The sequence below is a fragment of the Paenibacillus caseinilyticus genome (genome assembly GCF_027533645.1).
Taxonomy (GTDB): Bacteria; Bacillota; Bacilli; order Paenibacillales; family NBRC-103111; genus Paenibacillus_G; species Paenibacillus_G caseinilyticus.
The window spans coordinates 187,197-209,085 of the sequence record NZ_JAQAGY010000004.1; the positions used below are offsets into that span (position 1 = coordinate 187,197).

The 21,889-nt window shown below is 51.0% G+C and carries 21 protein-coding genes and 3 pseudogenes; 7 read left to right on the plus strand and 17 right to left on the minus strand.

Annotated features, from left to right (window positions below):
* Nucleotides 1-13: 13 nt before the first annotated feature.
* From cysE to O9H32_RS08340, 13 genes and pseudogenes are all read right to left on the minus strand, one after another.
* The gene (gene cysE, locus O9H32_RS08280; RefSeq protein WP_269865486.1) at nucleotides 14-682 is read right to left on the minus strand and encodes a serine O-acetyltransferase; all 669 of its coding nucleotides are present in this window, start codon (nucleotides 680-682) and stop codon (nucleotides 14-16) included.
* Nucleotides 683-1,393: 711 nt separating this feature from the next.
* Nucleotides 1,394-2,560 (minus strand): IS4 family transposase, encoded by a 1,167-nt coding sequence (locus tag O9H32_RS08285; RefSeq protein ID WP_269865487.1) that lies wholly within the window; start codon nucleotides 2,558-2,560, stop codon nucleotides 1,394-1,396.
* Between the two features lie 110 nt (nucleotides 2,561-2,670).
* Entirely contained in the window at nucleotides 2,671-2,865 is a 195-nt protein-coding gene (locus O9H32_RS08290; RefSeq protein WP_269865489.1) for an HAAS signaling domain-containing protein, read from the minus strand.
* Nucleotides 2,858-3,229, minus strand: coding sequence for a PadR family transcriptional regulator (locus tag O9H32_RS08295; protein WP_269865490.1), 372 nt, complete (start codon nucleotides 3,227-3,229; stop codon nucleotides 2,858-2,860). Before O9H32_RS08295 ends, O9H32_RS08290 begins: the two co-directional genes overlap by 8 nt.
* Before the next feature lie 359 nt (nucleotides 3,230-3,588).
* On the minus strand, nucleotides 3,589-4,080 hold the full coding sequence (locus O9H32_RS08300) for an NUDIX domain-containing protein (protein WP_269865491.1): 492 nt from the start codon (nucleotides 4,078-4,080) through the stop codon (nucleotides 3,589-3,591).
* Between the two features lie 67 nt (nucleotides 4,081-4,147).
* Nucleotides 4,148-4,630 (minus strand): DUF2975 domain-containing protein, encoded by a 483-nt coding sequence (locus O9H32_RS08305; protein ID WP_269865493.1) that lies wholly within the window; start codon nucleotides 4,628-4,630, stop codon nucleotides 4,148-4,150.
* Nucleotides 4,631-4,827: 197 nt separating this feature from the next.
* The gene (locus tag O9H32_RS08310; RefSeq protein ID WP_269865496.1) at nucleotides 4,828-5,049 is read right to left on the minus strand and encodes a hypothetical protein; all 222 of its coding nucleotides are present in this window, start codon (nucleotides 5,047-5,049) and stop codon (nucleotides 4,828-4,830) included.
* A gap of 236 nt (nucleotides 5,050-5,285) precedes the next feature.
* Nucleotides 5,286-5,496 (minus strand): annotated as a pseudogene (locus O9H32_RS08315) (IS1595 family transposase); the annotation flags it as partial.
* 159 nt (nucleotides 5,497-5,655) lie between these two features.
* Nucleotides 5,656-5,889 (minus strand): DUF896 domain-containing protein, encoded by a 234-nt coding sequence (locus tag O9H32_RS08320; RefSeq protein ID WP_269865498.1) that lies wholly within the window; start codon nucleotides 5,887-5,889, stop codon nucleotides 5,656-5,658.
* Between the two features lie 166 nt (nucleotides 5,890-6,055).
* The gene (locus O9H32_RS08325; protein ID WP_269865500.1) at nucleotides 6,056-7,054 is read right to left on the minus strand and encodes a type I glyceraldehyde-3-phosphate dehydrogenase; all 999 of its coding nucleotides are present in this window, start codon (nucleotides 7,052-7,054) and stop codon (nucleotides 6,056-6,058) included.
* A 42-nt stretch (nucleotides 7,055-7,096) separates the two neighbouring features.
* Entirely contained in the window at nucleotides 7,097-7,717 is a 621-nt protein-coding gene (locus O9H32_RS08330) for an alpha/beta hydrolase (protein WP_269865502.1), read from the minus strand.
* Nucleotides 7,714-8,664, minus strand: a complete 951-nt coding sequence (locus tag O9H32_RS08335; protein WP_269865503.1) for a ring-cleaving dioxygenase — start codon at nucleotides 8,662-8,664, stop codon at nucleotides 7,714-7,716. The genes O9H32_RS08330 and O9H32_RS08335 overlap by 4 nt, the downstream gene beginning before the upstream one ends.
* Before the next feature lie 269 nt (nucleotides 8,665-8,933).
* Nucleotides 8,934-9,371, minus strand: a complete 438-nt coding sequence (locus tag O9H32_RS08340) for a Dps family protein (RefSeq protein WP_269865505.1) — start codon at nucleotides 9,369-9,371, stop codon at nucleotides 8,934-8,936.
* A 198-nt stretch (nucleotides 9,372-9,569) separates the two neighbouring features.
* Between O9H32_RS08340 and O9H32_RS08345 the strand changes: the two genes are divergently transcribed.
* The 5 genes and pseudogenes from O9H32_RS08345 to O9H32_RS08365 all read left to right on the plus strand — a co-directional run.
* Nucleotides 9,570-10,790, plus strand: coding sequence for an MFS transporter (locus O9H32_RS08345; protein WP_269865507.1), 1,221 nt, complete (start codon nucleotides 9,570-9,572; stop codon nucleotides 10,788-10,790).
* Nucleotides 10,791-11,016: 226 nt separating this feature from the next.
* Nucleotides 11,017-11,721 carry an ABC transporter ATP-binding protein gene (locus O9H32_RS08350; RefSeq protein ID WP_269865509.1) on the plus strand — a complete coding sequence of 235 codons (705 nt, stop codon included), beginning with the start codon at nucleotides 11,017-11,019 and terminating at the stop codon, nucleotides 11,719-11,721.
* 26 nt (nucleotides 11,722-11,747) lie between these two features.
* A pseudogene (locus O9H32_RS08355) lies at nucleotides 11,748-13,241 on the plus strand (ABC transporter permease); the annotation flags it as partial.
* A 100-nt stretch (nucleotides 13,242-13,341) separates the two neighbouring features.
* A protein-coding gene (locus O9H32_RS08360; protein WP_406627282.1) for an IS5 family transposase occupies nucleotides 13,342-14,054 on the plus strand; the annotation gives its coding sequence in 2 pieces (ribosomal slippage) (nucleotides 13,342-13,627 and nucleotides 13,627-14,054; 714 coding nt in all).
* Between the two features lie 19 nt (nucleotides 14,055-14,073).
* Nucleotides 14,074-14,910 (plus strand): annotated as a pseudogene (locus O9H32_RS08365) (ABC transporter permease); the annotation flags it as partial.
* A gap of 128 nt (nucleotides 14,911-15,038) precedes the next feature.
* On the opposite strand, the gene O9H32_RS08370 reads toward O9H32_RS08365, so the two are convergent.
* From O9H32_RS08370 to O9H32_RS32865, 3 genes are all read right to left on the minus strand, one after another.
* Entirely contained in the window at nucleotides 15,039-15,233 is a 195-nt protein-coding gene (locus tag O9H32_RS08370; RefSeq protein WP_269865512.1) for a CDGSH iron-sulfur domain-containing protein, read from the minus strand.
* Between the two features lie 38 nt (nucleotides 15,234-15,271).
* A complete protein-coding gene (locus O9H32_RS08375) occupies nucleotides 15,272-17,044 on the minus strand; it encodes an amidohydrolase (RefSeq protein ID WP_406627283.1) in 1,773 nt (590 codons plus the stop codon).
* Between the two features lie 110 nt (nucleotides 17,045-17,154).
* The gene (locus tag O9H32_RS32865) at nucleotides 17,155-17,442 is read right to left on the minus strand and encodes a XapX domain-containing protein (RefSeq protein WP_406627279.1); all 288 of its coding nucleotides are present in this window, start codon (nucleotides 17,440-17,442) and stop codon (nucleotides 17,155-17,157) included.
* Between the two features lie 200 nt (nucleotides 17,443-17,642).
* Between O9H32_RS32865 and O9H32_RS08385 the strand changes: the two genes are divergently transcribed.
* Together O9H32_RS08385 and O9H32_RS08390 are read left to right on the plus strand one after the other, a co-directional pair.
* The gene (locus O9H32_RS08385) at nucleotides 17,643-18,284 is read left to right on the plus strand and encodes a hydrolase (protein ID WP_269865516.1); all 642 of its coding nucleotides are present in this window, start codon (nucleotides 17,643-17,645) and stop codon (nucleotides 18,282-18,284) included.
* 64 nt (nucleotides 18,285-18,348) lie between these two features.
* Complete coding sequence (locus O9H32_RS08390) at nucleotides 18,349-19,578, plus strand: low temperature requirement protein A (RefSeq protein ID WP_269865518.1); 1,230 nt, start codon at nucleotides 18,349-18,351, stop codon at nucleotides 19,576-19,578.
* A gap of 78 nt (nucleotides 19,579-19,656) precedes the next feature.
* On the opposite strand, the gene O9H32_RS08395 is transcribed toward O9H32_RS08390, so the two are convergent.
* Complete coding sequence (locus O9H32_RS08395; RefSeq protein ID WP_269865520.1) at nucleotides 19,657-21,738, minus strand: beta-galactosidase; 2,082 nt, start codon at nucleotides 21,736-21,738, stop codon at nucleotides 19,657-19,659.
* Nucleotides 21,739-21,889 lie beyond the last annotated feature (151 nt).

Below are 21,889 nucleotides of genomic sequence, written 5' to 3' on the forward strand. Positions count from 1 at the left end.
TGAGGGTCTTGCTCTATCCCGTATGCTGCATTTCGCGCTGCCCGCGCTCTTCCAGCTCGGCGACTTTGGCTTCGAGCTGCCTGATCTGCAGCAGGAGCTGCCCGATCTGTTCCTGGACCGGGTCCGGCATCCGGATCTGGTCCATCTCGGAGGAAGGGGCTGTCGCCAGCTTCTTCTTCACGATCTTCCCGGGGATGCCCACCACGGTACTGTAGGGAGGGACCTCCTTCAGCACGACAGACCCTGCGCCGATCTTCGCATAATCGCCGACGCGGAACGGTCCGAGGACCTTGGCCCCCGCGCTGATCAATACATGGCTGCCTATCGTCGGATGACGCTTGCCCGTATCCTTGCCCGTACCGCCCAGCGTCGCTCCTTGCAGTATGGTTACGCCGTCCCCGACTTCCGCGGTTTCTCCGATCACGATGCCGCATCCGTGATCAATGAAGAGGCCTTCTCCGATGGTTGCAGCCGGATGAATCTCCACTTGCGTCAAGAACCGGTTGAAGGAAGCCAGCAGCCGGGCAAGCAGCTTAAACCCCCGCTTGTGCAGCAGATGGGCCACCCTATACATAAGCACAGCATGAAACCCCGGGTAGCAAAGGATTACCTCGAGGGCATGCCTTGCGGCCGGATCCCTGTGGAGTACGGCCTGTAAGTCCCGTCGAACCATTCGAAACATAACTCGTCTCCCGTTCTTTTATTGTCCTTACTATATATAGAATTAGGATAATCTTCGCGGCTGCATCGGGCTATATCCCAAATGGGATAAGGGCAGAGTCCGATCGATATGCCGAGGTGATTGCATGCATGAAGGAACGCAAAAAAGCCGCGATATCCGCGGCTGTCCATGGGCCTCTGTGTTTCAACCTATAGGGGAATAAATTCCTTTAACTGAACCTTATTCTCCGATGCTTCGTTGTCAAATATCTCATGTAATTGATCAAAAAAAACCAGCTTCCCCAAGCTAACAACATGAGCGGCATTCCCACTAGCAAGGAAACGGGGAAACTAAGCAATGCAGGAACTTCCATGCCAAACCAAGACATACTCCCCCAATTTGCGCCAAAGGTACGAGCTAAACCTCCGAACACTGCCAGCAGGGAACCAACTGCAAAGCCAATGCTTAACGTAGTGAAAATAGGGATGACAAACATACTTACGAAGCTTGCAGAAAAATAAAATCCGATCTTCTTCAATATAGCTAACGGGTTTGCTGAGTTCCGCCTCAGGTAGCCCCCCAAAATAAAAGATTCGGCCAGATCCACTAGCGTTGCATAAACTTAACCCCATTAAAAAGACGGAATATTCAGAATTAAGTTTTCGGCTCTTACTGCCAAAAGGACTAGATCTCCTCAAGGGTAGCTCTGTCCAATTGGTAAATTATTGGGAATTATTGATTGTTAGCACAACTTGCCGCCTTTTTGCTCTGCCTGCCTGCTGAACTTCGTGTTGGTCTCAGCTTTACACGTCCGACCCATCGTTTATACGGCTTCCACAGCAGCATTTTTAACCATCGGCTCAACTGCAAAAGGGGATGAGATGATTGAACTTCCTGTTTCATCAGGACCAACAGGCAGTAGGAAATGAGTGCAATCCAGATCTGGTTCATCACCGCCTGCTCACTTGTGCCGTAAAAAGTTCGTATTCGAACATGCTGCTTCATCCATTTGAAGAAGGTCTCGATCGCCCATCTTTTCCGGTAGATTTCACCAACTTCGTCCGCACTTAAATCGAACCGGTTCGTCACAATCGTTAGCTCTTTGCCTAGTGAATCGACCGTCCGTAGCAGACGGACCACATTTTCCATGCGATTCTGCGGCGTGCCCATGTACACCATTTCATCCTTGAGAACATGGCTATCCTCCGGGAGTTGGAACGAATGGATGTGACGGGTGACCGCATTTTTCTTCAAGCGTGATACGAAGAAGATCCCTTCATCGCAGTAGCAGTCAAACGTTTGGTAATCGAGATAGCCGCGGTCGAAAACATAGGTGACGCCCCGTTCGTATATAAGTTCATCCATTTGACTTCGGTCATTCTTTCGTGCTGTGGTGATAACCGCTTTCTCTGGAATGACGTCGTCCTGATCGACAAAGACGAGACGCAAATGCACCTTAATACCGGCTTTCGTTTTACGAAACTCAGCCCAACGATACTTTTGCAGACAGAGACTGATGGTCGTCGAGTCGACGATTTTGAAATCGTGGCGGACTTTTGAGGGCGATAAATGACTTTGAATCCGGCTGCACAGTTCACTAAAAACCTGTTCGAGCAACCGGGGATCAACCCGGTTATGTTTACGGCTGAGTTGTGCGGCAGAAATGCTGTTAAGACCGAGCTCTTTCTGGAGGTCTTTGGACAGTAGATCGTCTGCCATTTCCCTAAGCCCGTCACGCTGGTGGATCTGGGCATGAAGGAACAGCTTTAGATACGCTATGGTCGTCAGCTTCTTCACATACTTGTCTTGTTGGGTCTCGGCAATACGTTCTTGAAAAAGTTGTGTACAAATTGGTGAAACCCATTTACCAAAAGTCGAGAATACGGTATGCTTGTCCATGAGAGGATCCTTTTTAGTGGATTTTGGACAGTAACTACCTGACCATTCCATTATAAAGGATTTTTTTGTTGTCTCTTAAATCTCAATATTCTGAATTTATTTATGCAACGCTAGTGGGCCAGATCGGAGGGTTTCCCCAAATTTTTTAAAATAACCTGTTCTTCGTATCCTTTACGCAAACCGTCCGAGATATGGCTTCGAATTTCGTTAACCGAGTCCTCTCGTTCATCTTTTGGCAGTTTATGCAGATAATCATTTAGCTCTCTTACATATTTTTCCGCTGCAGAAGTAAGGTTTTTATCCATTGTAATCCTCCTTATAATTACCGCTTTTAATATCATGGACCGATGAGACGATCGACTCCCACTCATTTGTCATTTCTTTCATAAACTTTACTCCATCCGGGGTAATCCTATAGTACTTTCTAGGCGGACCTGAACTAGACTGCTGCCAATAAGACTCAATATAATTTTCTTTTTGCAACCTTCGTAAGAGTGGATATACCGTTCCGTCTGTAATGGTGAGAGATTCCCATTGTTGAAAAATATGCAGGATGTCGTATCCATATCTTGTTTTTTGTTCAATTAAGTGAAGAATACATAGCTCGAGAATTCCTCTCCTTATCTGAGAAGTCCACTCCGTCACTCCGTGTTCACCTCTTTTCAGCATTGTAAACCTGCTGCTTATTGGCAATCGTTTGCATCTGGGGAACCGATGGTTCAAACAGACCCAACCTAAGCTTGGAGGCCATGTGAAATGCAGCGTTCACCATGGAATAAATGGTAAAATAATACTTTTTACATCATATCATACACTATTGTGTAGAGCAAGGTACCTTTCTCTACACAATACCTATTCAAACTTCTGCCCCATCAACAAGACGGGGCTTTCCAGACAGTCGGTTTTGACCGAGTTCCTGAGCAATGCCCCCATAATTCGGTTAAAATCATGAAAAAACCTCCCATTATGCCCATTCAATCTAGGGTTTCTCCAATGAGAGGTTATCATCTGTTTGAATGAAACGAGCGTCACCCGCCAGGTAAAAACTTACTTTGTTGAATTTCGTGTTCTTCGACATAAGTACGATACTTATTTCCGTTGTAGTAATCCATAATGTCTTTTTGAATTTCTGGGTAGAGTTGAATCGACTGTAATTCTGAAATCGGTATCCACTTTACGGCCGTTTGATTAGGATCTGGCTTTTGAGGCAGTTGCGAAGTTGATCCTGCTTTCAGTTCGCATTCAAATGTAATGCCAACGGAGTGTGTATTACCATAAATGAAGTTGTTTTTAGTTGGTTGATATTCATAAACAAATGCAACAGAACCGACTTCCACATCAACGCACGCTTCTTCTTTTGCTTCCCTCTTAACAGCTTCAATGAAGGTTTCGCCTGGCTCAAGACCACCTGCGGGAAGATTGTAATGCACACCGTCGTCATCATCGTTTTTAAATTCAATCAGCAAAATGGCTCCATCCTGAATAATTAAAGCACAAGCACGAAGTCGTATTTTTTCCAACCAGTTCACATCCTTTGACCCAGAAAATTTTTATATGCTCTCCTCTAAGACATCCCGAATGCTGCCCTCAGACCGTTAAATCATTTTCAGATTTTATATTCATCGCTTCTTGTAAGAGTCTTTGGAGAACAGCAGCAAAAACGGCGATCACCATAGAGGCGAAAATAATGACCAATCCCATGGGTATGAAGCTTGGAGGGTCAATTCTCTTCCCCATAAGATAGTAGAGCGGCATGCCTAGCAGGTACAAGGTACTGATTGTGATGGCACAGTATTTTATATTCTTTAAAGCCCTTACCGATAATTCAATGAACGCTTGGTTCTTATCGATATAGCTTACAAGTTTAAAAGCTTGATAAAGAGCAAAGTAAAAAGGAATCGCGGCTGCGTACAAATCAATTACAACGAGTGATTTCATATAAGCCATTTCTGGATACAATTCTCTAGCAAAATCTCCAATCTTAGGCACTACAAAAATGCACAAAGCGAGAAGGGGGATTCCAATAAGAATAACAGCCATCTTCAAAAAGAGTGTTGTTCCTTGTTTCATAAAGAGCACCTCACTTATTTAATGTCCGTTATTACTCTACCACAAAATTATCGTCTTACAATAAATAATTATCGTTTTTATAAAGTAAGAGCATTTCCCATTACAGAGAAATGCTCTTACTTTAAAAGCACCCTATCCATTAATTCAACGCGACCAGATAGCAGATGCAACGGCAAGTCTGCTCCCAGATACTAAGATTAAATTTTACCTTGTTTAATCCAAGACCAAATTCGATATGATCCGATCAATGCCACAATCAGTAATGAAATGAGGATGGTAACCCATATTCCCAACCGATTGACCTTACTCAAATCTTCTGCATTAATTAAAACAAACACAGTGAGAGGACATAACAAAATATACATAAAGACATTAGGAATAAGCCAGGCAGATTGTAAAGTTCCATTTGGCTTCGGCATGTTATCCCCTCTCCTATCTGCGGTTGTACCGATACTATTTTCCTCCTTACTTTACCACACATCCTACTGGATCGTTACGTTAAACTCCCCGTCAACAGTAAGTCATCCCGTTGAAGTCTACACCACCATGTTTTTCTTATTCGACGCTGTGTTCTCTTAATTCCTTACTATCGTGATAGGTGATCCACGCCAGGTTATGCTCCAAAGATGTGGTTGCTGCTCCGTTGAAAAGGCCCGTCCATTTTTTGCAGTATGGATGCGCCACGCCCAAGAACTCCTGAGAAGGTCTTTTTCTGACGGTCTCGGGCGGTCAGTACGCAGTGTTGGTACATAGCTAATGCCACGGTGCTTCGCTTTTTCGCCGCGCTTACGTGGCTTGCGTTCGGTAATATTCCGCCTATCCTTTGCCGAGTACAAATTAAATAAGCACAAAAAAATCGTCTCTTCTTTGTAAAATGAAAGTTCCCACACTATCATTTTAGGAAGGACGATTTTTGCGTGCATTCTTTTGAAGACATTTCAAAATTATACTGCTCAATACCCTCACCTTGAGGTAAAAGCGATCCCGCCAACCAGGCATCCCGGCTGGCATATTCGCGTTTGTCTTTAATCGTGGTTCAGCCGTGATTTCTCATCGGTCAGCTTCGACGGGGTGACATCATTTCCCTCCGAATCCACGATGGATACGCCTAATATGGTGGTTAATACCTGCCCGCGGATCAACTGCAGATAATCCTGCCGGAGCACCATCTGCTCGGCTTTCTCGGCTGCTGTTAAGCCTTCGCCGTGCTCTTTTCTGCTCAGCTCGTTGATTCGTTCCAGGAACGGAATCGTGGTCATTGTCCTCACCTCATCGGTTAATTTTGAATCGATTATTGTATTGATCATCATAAATCTTGATTTAAAGATATATGATTTGAAGATAAATGTCAATCCCCTCGCCAAGCAAGAGGAAGGACTATCGCCAGAAGCGAGCCATGGTCTGAAGCGATAATCCTCTCTTCCTCTAGCGGTCGGCCAAATAGGCGGCCACCTCGGCGAGGCGCGAGGCATAACCCCACTCGTTGTCATACCAGGCGGCAACGGACAAGATCTCTCCCTGCTTCTGCGTCAAGGGCAGGTCGATGATCGAGGAATGCGAGTCGCCTACGATGCGGGAGGAGGCCCATTCGCCTTCCAGGACGTCGAGCACGCCCTTCAGCTCGCCTTCTGCTGCGGCACGGCGGAACAGATCGTTCACCTGCTCGGCTGTACACGGCTTGTCCGTAACAAGATTGAGCTCAGCGATGCTTCCCGTACGGGTGGGAATCCTGTATGCCTTCCCTGTGATTTGCAGATCATTCCAGATGAACTTCAGCGCCTTGGCTGCTCCCGAAGAAGAAGGAATGATATTCTCCGCTGCAGCCCAGGAATCCCGGCGGTCCTTCATCGGCTGGTCTGTCAAAGACTGCGTATTCGTGTAGGAATGGACGGTCGAGAACAAGCCGTACCGGATTCCGTAATTCTCTTTGATTAATTTGACTACGGGCGCCAGCGCGTTCGTCGTGCAGCTTGCCATGCTGATGATCCTGTGCTTCTCCGTATCAAAGGAGTCCAGGTTGATCCCTTTGAGCAGCACGGCATCGCAGTCATCGAGGGTCTTGCTTGGCCCGCTGACAAGCACCCGCTCCGCTCCGCGGTCCAGATGAACCTGTGCGATTGCGCGGGTCACGGCTCTGCCCGTGCAGTCGATCACGAGATTCACCCCCAGCGACTTCCAATCCGGGACTTCCTTGGAGGAATTGATGAAGAGGATACTGCGGTCCCCGATCCGGAAGGAGCCTTCCTGCCCGGATACGGGTTCGTGCCAGCGGCTGTAGTTCGTATCCACTTCGAATAATGCCGCCAGCGTCCCTTCGTCCTTGATGTCGGATACGGATAACGGGACGAACAGATCCTTCTGCAGCGCCACCCGCAGCAGCTGTCTTCCGATACGCCCAAAGCCAAAAATAGCGATATTGCCCATGCTTCTTCTCCGCCTCTCTTGTCTCTCGCTTGATTCTCTTTATTATTTCTCCGCCGCGGCGAACTGCCCATGGAACCATCCCTTCGCCGCAGCGACTTCGGTATTCGTCAGCTGGTGCCCGTACCGTTCCCAGTGAAGCGCCACGTCCGCTCCTGCGCCTGCCAGCAGGTCCCGCAGCTCCTCCGTCTCCCGAACCGGGCTGATCGGATCGTTCGTCCCCGCACCGATGAACACCGGGATCCCCGATAACGCAGGCAGCTCCATTCCCCTCAGCGGCACCATGGGGTGATGAAGGATTGCCCCTTGGAACGCATCCCTGTAATGAAACAGCAGGCTTCCCGCGATATTCGCTCCGTTGGAGTAGCCGACCGCTACGAACCGGTCTCTGGCCAGCCCATGTTCTTCGGCTGCACGATCCAGGAATGCATACACTTCCTGCGTACGGAAGATGAGATCCGCTTCATCGAATACGCCTTCGGCCAGGCGCCGGAAGAACCGGGGCATGCCGTTCTCCCGCACATTCCCTCTCAGGCTCAGTAGGGTCGATTCCGGAGAGCTCTCCTTTGCCAGCGGCACCATATCGAGCTCGCTCCCCCCTGTCCCGTGGAAGAGCACGAGAACAGGCGCTTTGGGATCCGTGCCCCGCTCGAAATAATGATTCATTGGGGCTTCGCCTCGAGCGGCCGGACCTGGACCGGCTGCAGGTTGGCTTCGATCTGCTCTCGTTTCCCCTCATACCATGACGGCAGCATCAATCTCTCTCCCAGCGCATCCGCCTCCTCATCATTGGCGAACCCGGGCGGGTCTGTGGCGATCTCGAAGAGAATCCCGCCCTTCTCCCGGAAGTAGATCGCATGAAAATACTGGCGGTCCAGGATCTCCGTCGGGATAAACCCGGAGTTGAACACTTCCTGCTGCCACTGCTCATGCTCTTCGAAATCCTTGGCTCTCCAGGCGATATGGTGGACCGTGCCCGCCCCTTCGGCGCCCAGTTCGATATCGGAGAGGGGCACATCGATGAGATTGCCGATGTCGCCTGCCGCCTGGAAGCGGCTGTACCCGACATCTTCCCCGACCTTCTCCATGCCGAGCACATATTCAAGCACCGAAGCAGTACTCTGCGCATTCGTACTGTAGAGCACCGCTCCGCCGAAGCCCTTGATCGCTTGCTCGGACGAGATCCCGCCGAAGGCCCACGGGCTGTTCGGGCCGCCTTCGCGTTCCACCAGTTCGAGCCGCAGCCCCTCATTATCCTGGAACTGAAGGTACGTTTCATTGAACCTTTGGGCCTTCATGACCGAGATTCCGAATCCCGCCAGGCGTGCCTCCCAGAAAGGGAGTGAACCGACAGGAACGACATACGTCGTCATGCCGACCTGGCCACCGCCGACGCGGCCTTTGCGGGAATTCGGCCAAGGGAAGAAGGTGATGATCGTCCCCGGGTTCCCAGCCTGGTCGCCGAAGTAGAGATGGTAGACTTCCGGCGCATCGAAGTTGATTGTTTTTTTGACAAGCCGCAGACCCAGGACTCCCACATAGAAATCGACGTTCTCCTGCGGGTTTCTTGCAAATGCGGTGATATGATGAATTCCAGCCGTTCGTAAAGACATGACGGACCACTCCCCTGCTCATTCTGTTATGGGTTATTGCTTTAGCCAAGCGTTCGCCAGTACGATAGAGTCTCCTTCAGATTCGATTGTGGAACGGTATGCTGCTCTCATTTTATTCCAAGCGGGGGACCGTGAACCATCCCATTCTTTCTATAGGAGGAATAGGGATATTCTATATCTTCCGGGCAATTAGAAAAAGCCCGGGAACGTGTGTCCCCAGGCTTATCTGGAATCAAAAATTCGGGCCGCAGCATTCGAACGATCCCGGTCTAGCCGAGGAACGAGCGAAGCATCCATACATGCTTCTCGAGAGAACTGTGGATGGCCAGAAGCATGTCCCCCGTCGTCTCATCTCCCTCGGAAGCTGCCAGGCTCATGCCTTCCTTCAGTTCGCCGATCACGAGGCCGAAGTCATCGGCAACGGAGCGGACCATCTCCTCCGCATTCTCGTGTCCGCGTGCGTCCTTCACCGTTGCGATCTCAAGGACCCCCTGGAGGGTGGCTACCGGGCTGCCGCCCAGCGCCAGCAGGCGCTCGGCCAAATTATCCACATGCAGACCCGCTTCCGTATACAGCTCCTCGAACTTCAGGTGAAGCGTAAAAAATTGCGGGCCTTTCACATACCAGTGATAATTGTGAAGCTTGGTGAATAAGAGCGTCCAGTTCGCGATTTGCGTGTTCAAAACTCCGAGCAGCTGTGTTGACATGAATAAAAACTCCCTTCGGTCATTTGGCAAAACATACAATAGCATAGGGGTTTATTTTTGTATATATAGGTAACTACGTTATAGAGAATCTCTATATGAAGTATAGAGAGGCTCCTATTGATGCATCGCCATGTGAACGAATAAGATGGGGATACTCATGATTTGATCAATCCATTTCTGATGTATAGGAGGCATACCTTGGCTAACGAAACCTTGTCCAGAACCCCCAATTTCCCTTTCCTGACGGGAATTTTATTCTGGTGCTCCCTGCTTGTCGTCTCATCCGTTTATGTAACGATCCCTTTGGTACAGCTGTTCGCCGAGGCGTTCCAGGCTTCCCCTTCGGAGGCGGCCTGGGCGGGAAGCGCCTTTTCGTTCGCCTTTGCGGGTGGCGGACTGTTCTTCGGCGTCTTGTCCGACCGATTCGGACGGAAGAGAATGATGCTCTCGGGACTGATCCTGCTCACGGTCATCACACCGCTGATCGGTACGGTTGATGACTTGTCCTATCTGATTGTCCTCCGGGCGCTCCAGGGGCTCGCTGCATCCATGTTCCCGCCCTCGGTACTCGCGTATGCGATGGAGATGTTCCCTCCAGCCAAAAGAGTCAGTATTATCGGTTTTATCAGCACCGCTTTTCTGATGGCGAGTATTGCCGGGCAGCTCTACAGCAGCTCCATTGTCCTTCTGTTCAGCTGGCCCTACGTATTCTACCTGTTGTTCGCAGGGTATTTGATCTCGATGGTCCTCGTGGCTGTGTTTGTTCCGAAGGATGCGCCCCAGCGAACGGAAGGCAGCCTGCTGTCCCCGTTTCTGCGCATCACGGCTATCTTCAAGCGCCAAAGCCTGCCCCTGTGCTATATCATCTCCGCCACGCTCTTTATTTCGCTCGTCGGTTTCTTTACTACCCTCGGGAGTTACTTGAACAGTCCGGCCTTCGGGCTCAGCCACCAAGAGATCTTGTGGGTGCGTGCGGTTGGGATCATCGGCATGCTGGCGTCGCCGTTCGATGGCAGATTGGTTGCAAGAATCGGCGTCAAGAACGTCGTATGGCTGGGACTGCTCATAGCCTGCATAGGATTAGGCGTACTGGGGCTCTGGCCGAATATCACGTTCCTGACGGTGACGAGCGTTGTATTCATTACGGGGATTGCGGTCACCCTTCCCGCATTAATCTCCTTGATTGGCCATCTGGCCGGAGACATACGGGCGATTGCGGTATCCTTCCACATGTTTATGCTGTTCATAGGCGCTTCCCTTGGCCCGATCCTCTCCATTTACCTGGTGGATACGGCAGGTTATTTGCCTACCTTTCTCGCGTTAACTTCTTTGCTCGGGGTCAGCATGCTCGTTCCCTTGTTCATCCGCCTCGAAGAGCGGCAGGGCGTCAGCCCGGAAGCCCAGATTCCTCATCACTGAAGTTATAGGATCACATGAACGAGACCGGCTTCGTACAACCGGACCAGAGGCACTCCCTTCCTGCAGTGGAAGCGGAGTGCTTTTTGCGGTTGACCTCGACTTTAGTCCAGTTACAGGGGGGGACTGAAGTTGGTTGTTCCCCTTCCCTGGCCTTCGTATAATCAATTTGACACGAAGTGTAATTCCATATATGGGATAATACGGAATCGCGGGAGGAATGTGCTACGTGAGCAAGTTCATCGAATTCAAAAAGGTAACAAAAGAATACAGTATGGGAGAAATACCGGTCAGGGCGCTCGATGGAGTTGATTTTTCCATAGCAGAGGGAGAATTCGTCGTTATATTGGGTGCAAGGGGGGCCGGTAAAAGTACGATATTGAATAAACTCGGCGGTATGGATACGGCTGCCTCCGGTCAAGTGTTAGTTGGTAATCAAGACATAACGAAATTAGGCGAAAAAAAGCTAACGCAATATCGGGGAGAAAACGTTGGCTTTGTATTTCAATTTTATAATTTAATTCCGAATTTGAACGCGCTCGAGAACGTTGAGTTTGCCACGGAAGTAACTAAAAACCATCTGGATGCTAAAGCTGTATTAGATAAAGTCGGATTAAACAATAGGCTCCATCACTTCCCTTCCCAGCTCTCTGGAGGGGAACAACAAAGAGTGGCTATAGCCAGAGCCGTTGCCAAAAACCCCCTGCTGCTGCTCTGTGATGAGCCAACCGGGGCTTTGGATGGTGTGACAGGAAAGTCCGTCTTACAGCTTCTTCAGGATTTGAACAGGGAAACGAAAACCTGCGTCGTCTTGGTCACACATAATTCTGCGATTGCTCCTATGGCCGATAAGATTATCAAGGTTAAAAGCGGGAAGATTGAAAGCGTTACAATACAAGAGGAAAAACAAAGTATAGATGGGATTGAGTGGTGATGAGGAAATCAGAGGTGAAATTAGGGATGAAATTAGGGGTGAAATTAGCAAGGGACATCAAACAATCGATAGGGCAATGTATGGCCTTTGTCATGGTGATCGCCGTAGGAGCTTTTTTCTACACGGGGCTGATCACTTATAGCGATCATCTTAGTGCCTATACGAAGGTGTACTTCAAGGAACACAATCTAAGTGACCTCTATGTATATTACAGTGGAATATCCAAAAAGGATGCGGCCGGTTTAAGCAAACTTGAAGGTGTCCATAAAATAGAAGCGCGCTATACCTTTGATGCCACGCAAGCCTCTGAAGATGGCAAGTCTCATCTTAAAATTCATTCGATCCCGGTGAACAATGAAATCAATACGCCTACTATGATCGAAGGCAGGATTCCTTCCAAAAAGGATGAGATCATCTTAGATTCCCATTATGCTAGAGAACATCAATATCATGTTGGTGATCAAATCCGCATCAGTGCGAATGAAAGAAAGCTTGCGTTTACTATTACCGGGCTGTGCGAGAATGTGGAACATGCCAAAAAGAACGAAACACAAGATCATAAAACCTACGGCATCGCTTATATTGCCGAAGTGGCCCTGCCTGCTGTCACAGACGGCTTTTCCTATAATGAAATCATGATCGATGCTAAAGAAGGGTACAATCTGGATCAATTAGGTGCATCCATTGAAGCGCAATCCAAACAGCTTGCCTATATAGACCAAGTGAGGAAGGAACAGACTTTCAATTATTCTCAAATCCATAAAACGATATACAATAATAACTTAATGAGTAAGGTGATCCCTCTCGTACTCTTTGTGATTGAAGCGATCATCCTGTTCCTGGCCATGTCGAGGATCATGGATTCTCAGCGAAATCAAGTTGGCATGATGAAGGCCCTGGGTGTTCCTAACCGCTGCATCATGTTTCATTATATGGGATATCCTGTACTGGTAGGCATCATAGGCTCCATCCTGGGATGTGCCATTGCCGCTATGGTATTTATTCCATTAGTCACTGCGTCGAATGCAAGGGCCTACGCTCTGCCCGGGATTCAATTCTCGCTTTCTTATTATTCGATCCTTCCTCCCCTCATCTTCTCCAGTGCTTTTGGGATCCTGTCCTGTTACTTGAGCGGCAGGACCCTGCTCAAAGAACGCGCGGCTCAGGCGATGCGCCCGAAACCCCCGAAGAAGATGAAAAAGCTGTTTATCGAACGATTTCCGGGTATTTGGAGTCGCATTCCCTACCGTTACAAACTCATTTTGAGAAATATCTCTTTGAATAAACAAAAAGCTTTGGCGAGCTCCATCGGCATTGTGGCAAGCACGGTGTTATTGGTTACTGCTTTTGGCACGCAAACGGCCTTGCTTAAGGTTGCTAATCAGATTGAAGAGGTTTATGCCTATGATTACAGATTGGATTATACGATGGGAACCTCCCCTGATTCGATGAATCTGCCCCCCTCCGGTATGTCCAGCAGCTATTTTTTGTCCACCGTTCCTATTGAACTCATCCTAGGGTGTGTTTTCAAACTATCAATATAAGCTAGTACTCTGGTAAAATATTCTTATGAGAAGACGATACGAATAACGAGACGATCAGTGGGAACAAGTCAAAACGATTCTGCCTCTAGAACGGAAGCCGCAAGGAGGACGTCCGGCAAAGGACAATCGGCAGATGCTGAATGCGATGCTCTGGGTTGTTCGTTCGGGGGCGCCATGGCGTGATCTGCCCGATTATTATGGACCATGGCAATCCGTGTACACGCGGTTCCGCCGATGGGAAAAGGCGGGCCTTTTTGATCAGATGTTGAATGTGCTGGCCGCCGAGCCCGATTCAGAAAGCGTCATGATCGATGCCTCCATCGTCCGTGTTCACCAGCACGGATCGGGGGCAAAAGGGGGCAGCAATTCCAGGCCATCGGACGGTCGCGGGGAGGCTTGACCTCCAAGATTCATGCGGTGGTTGATGCTTTGGGCAACCCCTTGAAATACGAAGTGACCGCTGGCAATATCAACGACTGCGTGGCTGGATACGAAATCCTGCAAAGCCTTGATGTCGAAGGCAAAAACGTTATGGCGGACCGTGGTTATGACACGAATAAAATCATTGCGCTTCTGGAAGAAAAGCAGGCTCATGTGGTGATTCCCAGCCGTAAAAATCGTACCGTTCAGCGCGATACCGATTGGTGGTTATTCAAGGAGCGCCACTTGGTCGAATGCTTGTTCAACAAGCTCAAGCATAATCGCCGATTGGCCACTCGATACGATAAATTATCCTGTACCTTTATCGCTTTTTTAAAGCTGGCTTCCACTATGATTTGGCTGGTTTGAGGATTGAAGACACGCCCTAGGCGATCACAAAGAAAATGCCACGTTCGTTGTTACTGAAAAAGAAAACAATCTGATTCATTTCTTCGACGAACATGATAACCGGGTTTATTTGGAAAATAGCGGTGTACTGGTCCCTCAATCTTACGCGGACAAATACCAAATTGCGGAGGGAGATCTCATCCAGATCAAGTTCACCGCACCAGAGTATAACAATAAAACGGTAGATATGAAGGTTTTAAAGATCACCTCACAGTATTCGAATCCGTCGTTTTACAGCACACCGGCCTATGTAAAGAGCTTTGACATAGACTACAATCCAACCTCGCTTTTCGTTAAAGCAAACAGCCCTGCCGACCTGATCGGTCTTCGTACCTTCTTTGAAAAAGATCGCCATGTAGACACCATTGCAGATAAGAATGATCTGAAGAAATCAGCTCAATATATGTTGAATCAAAACCGTTTTGTCTTTATCATGTTTATCATTTGTGCCGTCATCCTCTCCTTTGGCGCCATCTATACGATCTCGTCCATCAATATATACGAAAGGAATCGGGAGCTTGCAACCCTTATGGTATTAGGCTATCAAAAAAGTAAAATAAACCGGCTTCTATTTTTGGAAAATAGCCTGCTAACCACATTCGCGGTCATTGTGGCTTTGCCGATCAGCGGCTACGTATATGCCATGATTGTAAAAGCACTGTCCAGTACCCATCAACAAATCCCGGATACATTACATCCTTCGATCTTCCTGGTCTCTATTATTCTTGCCTTCATACTAACCCTGCTGGCTAACTTGCTGCTAAAGAGAAAAGTAAATGGAATCCCTATGATGGAATCACTAAAAAGTATTGATTAAGAGTAATAACCCTAATAAAAAACCTCTTCCATAGGGGATCATCCCACTAGAAAGGACGATGACCCCATAGGAAAGAGGTTTAGTCTAAGTAAAGCTGCTGCACGGTCACATTCGCATCAACTAAGCGGCTACGCCCGGGGCGAGCTTTCGAACTTGCCTCTGTGCGTCATATCGCAGAACGGCTTCTTGCTGGACAGACCGCAGCGGCACAGGATGAAGGTTTCTTTGGTCTCAAAGCGGTTGCCTTCGGCATCCGTTACTTCAACCTGACCCGTAATGCAAAGCGGTCCGTTATCAATGACTTTGATCGTCACATCGGACATGGTAGCCCTCCCTTCCGGTTCATAGCGATCCACTCACCTTAGAATACAAAACAATCCAGGTCGCAGAACCCGCTGTCATGGTGGTGGCTGCAGCCGCGGTGGTGCAGCTTGTGGGGCTCGTGCGCCTGCTGCCCCGAACGGCCCCCGCCATACTCCGGCCCGCTGTAATATCCCCCGAAGAAATTGTGCGGCGCCCAATCCGGACTTGCCTTGGGGGCCGGCGGCGACAGCTTCTGGTATTCCCGCGATCCATACACAATTCTGCCGCCCACGACGGTCAGCACGGCCTCGATCCGCTTGATCTCTTCTTCGGGAACCTGGAAGAAATCCTCGGTCAGAATGGATAAGTCCGCATAATGCCCCGCTTTAATCTGACCTTTGACCTCCTCTTCCCTCGAGAACCAGGCATTGCCCGCCGTATACATGCGAAGCGCCTGATGACGGTCTACGCGGTTCGATTCGGGATACAGCCGGAGGCCGCCCAGCGTTTTGCCGGTCACGAGCCAATATAACGAGACCCATGGATTATAACTGGCTACCCTCGTAGCATCGGTCCCCACGCCCACATGCAGGCCGGCCGTCAGCATCTTCGTGATCGGCGGCGTATGTTCCGCCGCTTCTGCGCCGTACCGGTCCACAAAATATTCCCCTTGGAAGGCCATACGGTTCTGTACGGCAATAGCGCCGCCCAGCGCGACGACACGCTCCAGGTCCTTCTCCTGAATTGTTTCGGCGTGATCCAGAATCCAGCGCGTGTCCTTGAACGGAACATCCTTATTGACACGTTCGAATACATCCAGGAACCGGGAGATCGACTCGCCGTACGTGGCATGGAGACGAAACGGCCAGCGCTTACTAACCAAGTGGCGCGTCACTCCGTACAGCTCATCTTCCAATACGGCCGGCAGTTCCGGCCGGGGCTCGACGAAGTCTTCAAAATCGGCAGCGCTGTATACGAGCATCTCGCCGGCCCCATTATGCCGGTAGTAAGGACTTCCGGTGTAAGGCTCCGACGTGGCTGTCCACGACTGAAAATCCTCCAGCTCCTGGTTCGGATGCTGCGTGAACAGATGATAGGCCGTCCGGACGGTAATCTCCCCGCGCCTGTCGAGCTCCTCGAAGACCTGATAGTCATCCGGATAGTTCTGAAACCCGCCTCCGGCGTCGATGACGCTGGTCAACCCGAACCGGTTCAACTCCCGCATGAACAGCCGCGTGGAGTTCAGTTGGTCCTCGTAAGACAGCCTTGGACCCTTGGCAAGCGTGGCGTACAGGATCGTCGCATTGGGACGGGCAATCAGCATTCCGGTCGGATTGCCTTTGCTGTCGCGCTGAATCTCCCCGCCCGGCGGGTTCGGGCTGTCCTTCGTATAGCCCACCACCCGCAGAGCCGCTTGGTTCAGGAAGGCCTGACGATATAGATTCAGGATGAAGACGGGCGTATGCGGAGCAATCCGGTTGATCTCCTCCAGTGTCGGCATCCGGCGTTCCTTGAACTGGAACTCCGTCCATCCCCCTACGACGCGCACCCAATGAGGCGCAGGCGTCCGGTCCACCTGCTGTTTCAGCATCCGCAGGGCATCGGCCACGGAAGGCACGCCATCCCAGCGAAGCTCCAGATTATAATTCAATCCTCCCCGGATGAGATGGATGTGGGAGTCATTCAGCCCCGGAATGAGCAGCCGCTGATTCCCGTCCACCATCCGGGTAGCCGGTCCCTGGTAACGCATGATGTCGGCATCGCTGCCAACGGCGAGGAAGCGGTCTCCTTTGATAGCTGCCGCGGTAGCTGCCGGTTTGGCCTCATCCATCGTCACGATCCGGGCATTGTAGATCAACAGATCGGCCTCGATTACGCTCGGTTCATTGTTCACGCTTTCGCCTCTCCTTTAGTGGTCATTTTCTGTTCCTGTACCTGCGGCTACTGATGACTTAACCACGCTTTGATCCACGGTACGGCATTTTGTCCCAAGAACATGCCCAGAAGGCCAAGCAGGCCTAAGAACGGCGGGGCGGGAGACGGGATTCGCAGGGACTGAAAAATAACTCCAATAATAAGGCCGGTCCCTAAAGCAAGCAGCATGGAACCCCACATCGTCGTTCCCTTCCCTCTATAGCATTTTCTTTTCTTGTGAACTCCTTCAAGAGTTATCTGCATTTTATAATGAAGCCCCTTATCCATCAATAATGCGCTGACTATACCATACATAGGAAATGCTAATGGGTTCTCCCGGTGGTCTGGTCCGCCGGATCGCTCTGGTACATATAAGCTTCACCTATAGATCGTATAGAAAAATGCGCATTGTTCGCCGTTCACGGTTACCATATTATGGGTACATACAACAGCGGATCCTGGCTGCAATGATTCAGATCTGTTGTAAACCTAATCGTGAAAGTAGGGGTAATTACATGTTTAATGACAAGCAGGATTTGCTCACGCCGGATAACTCTGCGATTATACTGATTGATCACCAGCCGCAAATGTTATTCGGGGTGCAGAGCGCCGATCGGCAAACCATTATCAATAACACGGTCGGTCTGGCCAAAACAGCCAAGGTATTCAACGCTCCCATTATTTTGACTACGGTTGCGGCCGAGAGCTTCTCGGGTCCGATTCACCCCCATATCCAGGAGGTGTTTCCTGAATATAAGCCGATCGACCGTACAAGCATGAATTCCTGGGAAGACGAGAACTTCGTAGCTGCCGTCAAGAACACAGGCCGCAAGAAGCTGATCATTGCCGCCCTGTGGACGGAAGTATGTCTCGCTTTCCCTACCATTGCCGCTCTGAAGGAAGGCTATGAGGTGTATATCGTAACCGATGCCTCCGGCGGTACCACCACCGAGGCCCACCAAACGTCCATTCAGCGGATGATTCAAGCCGGCGCCGTTCCGGTCACCTGGCAATCCGTGCTTCTTGAATATCAGCGCGACTGGTCAAGACAGGATACCTATGATGCCGTAATGGAGATTGCGATGCAGCACAGCGGGGCTTACGGCGCAGGCGTGTTCTACGCCCACAAGATGTTCGGCGGGCACGAAGGATCATAAGGTATACTAAAAGGACAGTCCTGAAGTCCAGGCTGTCCTTTTTTACGTGAGGGGGAAATAGATTATGAAGCCGCCTTCGGATGCAGGCTTGCTACGCGGCAGGGGGAACATCGATTCGGGCAAGGTCTCCTTTATCGAATTGTTCTTTGATTTAATTTTTGTTTTTGCGGTCACCCAGCTCTCCCATTCGTTTCTGGACAACTTGACGATGCAAGGAACGGTAGAGCTGGTGCTGCTCACAATGGCGGTATGGTGGGTCTGGATCTTTACGGCCTGGGTCATCAATTCGTTCAATGCCGAGACGCGGCAGATCCGTCTGATGCTCATCGTGCTGATGCTGCTCGGTCTAATCATGTCCGCCTCCATACCCGAAGCCTTCGCCTCCACAGGACTTTACTTTGCCGGCGCGTATACGGTCTTTCAAGTAGGACGGACCGCATTCACCGTCTGGATGCTGCGCAGAGATGCCAAGGAGCTCCGGATCAACTTCATCCGGATCTTGCTCTGGTTGTCCGCGTCGGGGGTGTTATGGATCGCGGGAGGCGCTATGGAGGATTCGTCCAGGCTGGCGATATGGACCGCTGCGATCCTCCTCGAGTATGCCGCCCCCTCCCTCGGCTTCTGGGTGCCGGGTCTTGGCAGAACACCGACTTCGGTGTGGAACGTGGAAGGATCCCACATGGCGGAGCGCTGCGGCTTATTCATAATCATCGCTCTGGGAGAGTCCATCCTGCTCATGGGGGCCACGTTTGCCGAGTCTGTCTGGAATTTCTCCACGCTGGCTGCCTTTGGTTCGGCCTTTGTGGTAACGGTCGCCTTGTGGTGGATCTACTTTGATGCGACCGCCAAGACCGGTCACGATTACATCGCGCACTCCTCCGATCCGGGGAGATTGGCGCGGTCGGCTTACACCTATACCCATCTGCTGCTCGTTGCCGGCATTATCGTAACCGCCGTGGCAGGCGAACTGCTCCTCGCCCATCCTACGGGCCATACCGGGGCGATGACTGCTGCGGTGATGCTGGGCGGGCCGGGACTCTTCCTGCTCGGAAATGCGCTATTCATATACATTGTGGCTGGCGTGGCCGCCCTTCCCTACTTCACCGGCCTGATGGTTCTCCTGCTGCTGTCTCTCATCGCGGGTTCCGTATCTCCGCTGGTTTTGTCGGTACTTGTTGCCGTGGTGCTCATCGGGGTCTCCGTGTGGGGACACGGATTCTCGGAGAGGCTGCGCAAGCGGTCCTCCACCGGGATGACGCACGAGGAAACTTCCGTATTCGATAGCGATATGTAATCAATATATGTAATACGAATAACGCCCTCAACTGCGAAGCCGCGTGGCTTGCAGGAGGGCGTTCCTTTGTATATCAGCTTATGTCAGCTCCGAAGGAACCGGTGCTGGCAGCCCGAAAATGAGGACGCCATAAGGCGGCATTTCGGCCTCATGCTCCATGGTGGTTCCGGAGAGCAGCTCTGGAGCACTCTTCTTCACGCCGATCCGAACCGGTTGATCCGAGTAATTCAACAAGAAGACGAAGCGCGCATCGGCTGAAGACCGGATGCCCAATTCGACTTCGGCCGGCACGTCGAACCACTCAGCAGCCGGGGAGACCAGTCCGAGATCGTCCAGCAGCGCATCCACGACCTCTTCGCTGTATGCGGCGCCATAATACCACACTTGACCTTGGCCTACTGCGCGCCGCGTCAAGGCAGGCATGCCTTTGTAGTATTCGCTCGCATACTGGGCTACGACATCCACGCCCGTATGCTCCACGCTCAGAATCTCGTTGAAGGCTGCGGCCTTGGTGCCGGCCGGCAGACGGCTGCCCTCCCAACGAAGGTCTGCCGGCATGACGGAGCCCTTGATTAACGTGTAATCCTCGACGGTGATCCCGCACAGATCGGCCACCGGTCCCGGGAATGGCCGCATATAGCATTGGCCGTTCGGATTCTTATAGCCGGTACGGGCCCCGAAGAACAGCTTGCCCCCTTGTTCCACGTATCTCGTGAGGAGTTCGGCTGTTTCATCCGTCATGATCGCCGGGTGCGGGTACACGAGGACCCGGTACTTGGATAAGTCCTCCAGGGTCGTCTTCGCCCGTAAGGTGATGAAGTCCGCAGGGATATGCCGGTACTGCAGCTGCTTGAACCAGGAGCGCAGGCTCTGCCATTGCAGCGGGCCATGCCACTGGTCCAGCTCTCCATCCCAGTTGTTATCATAGTCCTGCATGATGGCGACTTCCGCCTGGTACGCCGTACCTGCAATCGCGGTCCCGATCCTCGAGAATTCCCCGCCCACCTGCGCGACTTCCCGAACCCTCCGATTCGGCTGATTATGGTAGTCATTGATCCCGTGCCAGTAAATCTCGGTGCCCATCGTCGCCGTACGCCAGCGGAAGTATACCAGCAGATCCGTTCCATGCAGAACCGATTGATAGGACCACAACCGGATCTGTCCCGGCCTCGGAGAGCCCATCCCGATCCGGTCCACCCAGCCGCCGGGGCCGGCCTGCTGCTCCATCACGCAGAAATTCGGCGACACCGAGCGGACAGCCGACAGGTTCATGCTCCATGCCCGGTCTTTCAGCGGGTGCTCGTCACTTCCGGGGAAGACCGTCGAGAACTGCGGATACGAATCGTATGAATAGAAATCCAAGTGCTCATCGGTCAACTCATGGTTGTCGAGGTGGCCGAACATCCCGTTCGTCGTGATCCAGTGATGCGGTGCGCATTCCCGGATGATATCTGCTTGAAGCTTGGCAAAAGCAATCGTATTGGCGGAGATGAACCGCTTCTCATCCAGCGCCAGATGCGGATTCGGCGAATCATTCACCATGGGCCGGGTAAGATGAACCTGCTCCCAATCGGTATACGTCTGGCTCCAGAACACCGTTCCCCAAGCCTCGTTCAATTGTTCCAGCGTGCCGTAGCGCTCCTGCAGCCATTCCCGGAACGCGGTATGATCGGCGTCCGAATAGAACAGATTGATCTCGCAGTTCAGCTCGTTGTCAATCTGCCAGCCGATGACGGCGGGATGATCTTTGTAAGCCTCCGCCATGTTCCGTACGATCCGCCCGCAGAGCTCCCTGTATTTCGGACTGGAGTAATTGTAATGACGCCGCATGCCGTGCCTGTATAGCACGCCTTCCTTGCTCGCATTTAACACTTCAGGATATCGGTGTGTTAACCAAGCGGGCGGCGTCGCCGTGGGTGTTCCCAAGATTACCTTCAGTCCATGGCGGTGCGCCAAGTCCATCACCCGGTGAAACAAGCTGAAATCGAATCGGCCTTCCTTCGGTTCGAGCAGAGCCCATGCGAATTCCGCCATCCGGATGACGGATATGTTCATCTCCCGCATACGCCGGAAGTCATCCTCCCACAGTTCCTCCGGCCAATGTTCCGGATAATAACAAACACCCAGCGTTAATTCGTCCATATGTATCGATTGTGCCATCCATACCTGCCTCCTAGCGGATCTTGTAGATCCATTCTAGTGGACGCAGAGTCCGATTGAAATGACAAAATCATGCGAAGTATATTAATATATTGTCATGGTACGTACAAATATTCATATGTATTCTTATCTTCTGGAATACGCTGTATAA

Excerpts from the sequence above, each read along its gene's own strand:
- O9H32_RS08305 (WP_269865493.1), bottom strand. The coding sequence starts at position 4,630 with ATGAAACAAGGAACAACACTCTTTTTGAAGATGGCTGTTATTCTTATT.
- O9H32_RS08395 (WP_269865520.1), bottom strand. The coding sequence starts at position 21,738 with ATGGCACAATCGATACATATGGACGAATTAACGCTGGGTGTTTGTTAT.
- O9H32_RS08340 (WP_269865505.1), bottom strand. The coding sequence starts at position 9,371 with ATGTCAACACAGCTGCTCGGAGTTTTGAACACGCAAATCGCGAACTGG.
- O9H32_RS08295 (WP_269865490.1), bottom strand. The coding sequence starts at position 3,229 with ATGCTGAAAAGAGGTGAACACGGAGTGACGGAGTGGACTTCTCAGATA.
- O9H32_RS08330 (WP_269865502.1), bottom strand. The coding sequence starts at position 7,717 with ATGAATCATTATTTCGAGCGGGGCACGGATCCCAAAGCGCCTGTTCTC.
- O9H32_RS08375 (WP_406627283.1), bottom strand. The coding sequence starts at position 17,044 with ATGGATGAGGCCAAACCGGCAGCTACCGCGGCAGCTATCAAAGGAGAC.
- O9H32_RS08390 (WP_269865518.1), top strand. The coding sequence starts at position 18,349 with ATGAAGCCGCCTTCGGATGCAGGCTTGCTACGCGGCAGGGGGAACATC.
- cysE (WP_269865486.1), bottom strand. The coding sequence starts at position 682 with ATGTTTCGAATGGTTCGACGGGACTTACAGGCCGTACTCCACAGGGAT.
- O9H32_RS08290 (WP_269865489.1), bottom strand. The coding sequence starts at position 2,865 with ATGGATAAAAACCTTACTTCTGCAGCGGAAAAATATGTAAGAGAGCTA.
- O9H32_RS08335 (WP_269865503.1), bottom strand. The coding sequence starts at position 8,664 with ATGTCTTTACGAACGGCTGGAATTCATCATATCACCGCATTTGCAAGA.
- O9H32_RS32865 (WP_406627279.1), bottom strand. The coding sequence starts at position 17,442 with ATGTATGGTATAGTCAGCGCATTATTGATGGATAAGGGGCTTCATTAT.
- O9H32_RS08320 (WP_269865498.1), bottom strand. The coding sequence starts at position 5,889 with ATGACCACGATTCCGTTCCTGGAACGAATCAACGAGCTGAGCAGAAAA.
- O9H32_RS08310 (WP_269865496.1), bottom strand. The coding sequence starts at position 5,049 with ATGCCGAAGCCAAATGGAACTTTACAATCTGCCTGGCTTATTCCTAAT.
- O9H32_RS08370 (WP_269865512.1), bottom strand. The coding sequence starts at position 15,233 with ATGTCCGATGTGACGATCAAAGTCATTGATAACGGACCGCTTTGCATT.
- O9H32_RS08385 (WP_269865516.1), top strand. The coding sequence starts at position 17,643 with ATGTTTAATGACAAGCAGGATTTGCTCACGCCGGATAACTCTGCGATT.
- O9H32_RS08285 (WP_269865487.1), bottom strand. The coding sequence starts at position 2,560 with ATGGACAAGCATACCGTATTCTCGACTTTTGGTAAATGGGTTTCACCA.
- O9H32_RS08325 (WP_269865500.1), bottom strand. The coding sequence starts at position 7,054 with ATGGGCAATATCGCTATTTTTGGCTTTGGGCGTATCGGAAGACAGCTG.